Annotated in this window: 6 protein-coding genes; 1 reads left to right on the top strand and 5 read right to left on the bottom strand. The window is 51.9% G+C overall.

What is annotated here, in order from left to right; translation table 11 throughout:
* Window positions 1-51: 51 nt before the first annotated feature.
* From ENGE1_RS26080 to ENGE1_RS26060, 5 genes are all read right to left on the bottom strand, one after another.
* Window positions 52-288 (bottom strand): hypothetical protein, encoded by a 237-nt coding sequence (locus tag ENGE1_RS26080; protein ID WP_011154457.1) that lies wholly within the window; start codon window positions 286-288, stop codon window positions 52-54.
* A 297-nt stretch (window positions 289-585) separates the two neighbouring features.
* Window positions 586-816 carry an Hha/YmoA family nucleoid-associated regulatory protein gene (locus ENGE1_RS27780; RefSeq protein WP_004187345.1) on the bottom strand — a complete coding sequence of 77 codons (231 nt, stop codon included), beginning with the start codon at window positions 814-816 and terminating at the stop codon, window positions 586-588.
* A 97-nt stretch (window positions 817-913) separates the two neighbouring features.
* Window positions 914-1,252: a hypothetical protein gene (locus tag ENGE1_RS26070; RefSeq protein WP_020805654.1), complete on the bottom strand. Its 339-nt coding sequence runs from the start codon at window positions 1,250-1,252 to the stop codon at window positions 914-916.
* Window positions 1,253-1,441: 189 nt separating this feature from the next.
* The gene (locus tag ENGE1_RS26065) at window positions 1,442-2,302 is read right to left on the bottom strand and encodes a DUF4942 domain-containing protein (protein WP_059509504.1); all 861 of its coding nucleotides are present in this window, start codon (window positions 2,300-2,302) and stop codon (window positions 1,442-1,444) included.
* A 72-nt stretch (window positions 2,303-2,374) separates the two neighbouring features.
* Entirely contained in the window at window positions 2,375-2,554 is a 180-nt protein-coding gene (locus tag ENGE1_RS26060; protein WP_011154455.1) for a hypothetical protein, read from the bottom strand.
* Window positions 2,555-2,998: 444 nt separating this feature from the next.
* Between ENGE1_RS26060 and ENGE1_RS27775 the strand changes: the two genes are divergently transcribed.
* On the top strand, window positions 2,999-3,192 hold a 194-nt coding region (locus ENGE1_RS27775), incomplete at its 3' end, for a transposase (protein WP_001510137.1).

Genomic DNA, 3,192 nt, shown 5'->3' with positions numbered 1-3,192 from the left:
CGAAAGACCGGATGCCTTTCGATATGATTATTATACGTCTAATGAGCCATATCAATCAAGCGATTTTTCGCGCTCATAGCTGCTACAGGCAACGCTGTAGCCGTTTGCATCCAGTTCTGAAGGCCAGTCGTCACGCCCGCAACCTGACAGCAGGCAGGCGCTGAGGTGCCCAGGGCGATAGTCGAGATGCTGGCATGAGGCGCAAAGATCATCATCTGAGATTGAGCGGCCTGCACAGATAGGCGGCGCTCCATCAGTGGGAATTTCTCGAATATGCAGCGTTGTCACTTTTTTTACTCCTGCGCCAGTCGGGGCGCTGCCGGTTAGCGATGCAGGGGGCTGTCGCCCCCTGCGGCGGTTCAGTCCTTACCCTTATCCTTCATGACTTTAATCAGCCCGGTAATGGCTGTAATGAGGGCGGCCACGGCCGTGATAATCTGAGGGAGGTTATGGAGGATTTCAGAAGAGGTCATAATGCACCTGTAAGGCTGTTTAGGAAGGTACTGATTTGAATCAGTAAAAACATTATACGTCTAACGAGCCATATACGCAAGCAAAAAAACGCCCCTTGTAGGGGCGCTGTGATTATTTTACATACTGCCAGACATGCGGCGGGATCTTATCCCAGATGCGTCCCGATGCCAGCTCTGCGCGGCGATGGTCGGCCGCAGCCTCAAAAGCCTCGGTGTCCTCCGGCGGCACCTGTCCACGATCCCGCATGGATTCGTACATTTTTTCCAGTGTGTCCGGGTTACGACTGCGCCGAAAACGGAGAAGGTAAAAACGCCTCCGCGCCTGATAAACTGTTTCCGCCATGTATCTGCGTCCTGAGCGCCTTGTTATTTCGCATAGTATTCACGTTTTGGTTGAATAAGTCTTCGACTATACGCCCCTTGCGGGGCGTAGCAGGCGGTCAGCCCCAGGTGCTGTAAAAATGGCTTTCGTTAGGATCGGTCTTATAAGCCTGTTCGTACTCGTCAATGCTGACAGACGGATGCTCATGGTTTTCACGGATGCGACGGGTCACGGGTTCGCCTTTAAAGTCGTTCAATACCGGCTTTAACTCGCCAGACATTGCACTGTCTGCTTTCACCTGCTGCGCAGCGATGCGGCGCAGTACGGCGGTTTTCTTACCGCGCAGGGCGATCACCTGATAAAAACAGGTATTTGTCTGCTCATAACCCCAGCTGGAAACAAAAACATCACCAAGAGAAACGGAGCCGTTACGGAACTGAAGGGATTGAATAGCCATGTTTATTACTCCTGCGCCAGTCGGGGCGCTACCGCGAAAAGCCTCATTGCCTTTCGATGTGATTATTATACGTCTAATGAGCCATATTAATCAAGCAATAAATACATGCCCGGCATGATTTTCTCAGGCCGGGGAATACTTCCTTTCCCTGTTTATATTTCAGGCCGCAAATGCGGCCTGCCGTCTGCATTACACGCGAGGGGGTAACATTCCGGGATAGTGACTGGCAACCAGATTATTGATCTTCTCAACCAGATCCGGGCGTTTAAACGTAATGTGCGCGCTGCCCTTTTTGTAATATCGCACGCTGAAGTAATCACACTCGAACACCTTACCGTTGAACTGGTTTTCACTGAAAAAGGCATCCAGTTTGGCACCGTCAGAAACGCGGTAATCAGGCACGTTACGCCCGTCCAGCACGTAGAACGGCCGCGCCAGATCGTCAATTTTGGTGTGCCCGTCTGAGCTGAAGCGCACCCAGCCACTGCGCCAGACATCGAGCAACGGCGCGATGATGATACGCTTGCCAAACATGCAGGGGTTATTGGTTTTATAATCCCACGACAGGGATTTAAAGATATCAATCAGCCCTTGCGTGAAGGTATCAGCCTTGCTTGCGTTCAGGTGCCGGAACGTACTCATAACGTTCTCCAGCGTTATCGGCGGCATTTCTTTGCCTGCCACCTGCCGATCCCATTCCTGACGTTGTTTGTTGCTCATCAGCGTATACATACCGGTTTCCGTCATCAGCCGATCCCAGATTTTTCCGTCGATAACGCGGGAAATAGCCGTTTCGGCCTGGTCTGGCGTAGTGTCGCTCCATTTGATGGCGCTCTCTACGGCTTTGTCGTAGTCATACAGGTACTGACAGCCTCCGGCCTGCTGCATCAGATCGCGCGCTTTTCGCAGCTTGTCTATGCCGTCGAGATAGACGCGGATACCTTCATCCCGCAACGAGATGATGCGCTCAATAGCAATGGACGGGATCATTTCACCGCCATGCTGGCAGGACATCAGATCGACCGATGGAAGAGTGTTTTTAGATGACATTTCAGACTCCTGCGCCATGCGGGGCGCTACCGTTAACGTTGAACAGGGCTGGCAATGCCAGCCCATCAATGATTATTTGCAGCTCTGAAGCAGTTGATCGAGTTTTGCAGCCAGTGCATACGTGGACGAATAAGGACCACTTAAACGGCGGTTAGGGATTTCGTTGAGGGCATACAGGCACGCCTTCAGCAGCGCATCTTTCTGCGTGTCCAGTTCAGCTTTAAGCTGGGAAGGGGTCAGTGCTTTACTCATAATTTGTTGCTCCTGCGCCAGTCGGGGCGCTACCGCGAAAAGCCTCATTGCCTTTCGATGTGATTATTATACGTCTAACGAGCCATACCAATCAAGCATTATCTGATTAATTTCCTTTGTTTTTTCACGGACTCCTTTCCCTGTAAATTTTGCTTTTCAGATCCCCATCAGCCCGATGAAGATGCTTTGCCGGCATGGTGCAGGGGTTCAGGCATCAGACACTAGCGATAGCCCGAAACCCCGCAGGGGGTTCGGCGGAGCTGCCAGGCTTTGCCTGGCTAGCGGAGTGTGGCTGACGACTGCCCGACGGGCAGGAGCCGAAGGGGCCCAGAGGTGTTTTAGTACGGCAGGCCTGCCAGAAAAGTAAGCGTCGTCTCAGCACCGTCTGGCAGATCCTGAAATTCCTGAGAGGATAATGGACACCAAATATGGTGGACGCTATCCATGAAATCATTAACCGCAGTGCGTAAAAAAAGCCCTAATTATCCCGTTGAGTTCAAAATCAAAATGGTTGAACTCTCGCATCGACCAGAGATCTCCGTAGCGCAACTCGCTCGTGAGCATGGGATCAACGATAATTTGCTGTTCAAGTGGCGCCAGTACTGGCGCGAAGGAAAACTACGTCCTCCTTCAACAAC

The sequence above is a fragment of the Pluralibacter gergoviae ATCC 33028 = NBRC 105706 genome, assembly GCF_001598855.1.
Classification (GTDB): Bacteria; Pseudomonadota; Gammaproteobacteria; order Enterobacterales; family Enterobacteriaceae; genus Pluralibacter; species Pluralibacter gergoviae.
This window is presented reverse-complemented; position numbering and strand designations above follow the sequence as displayed.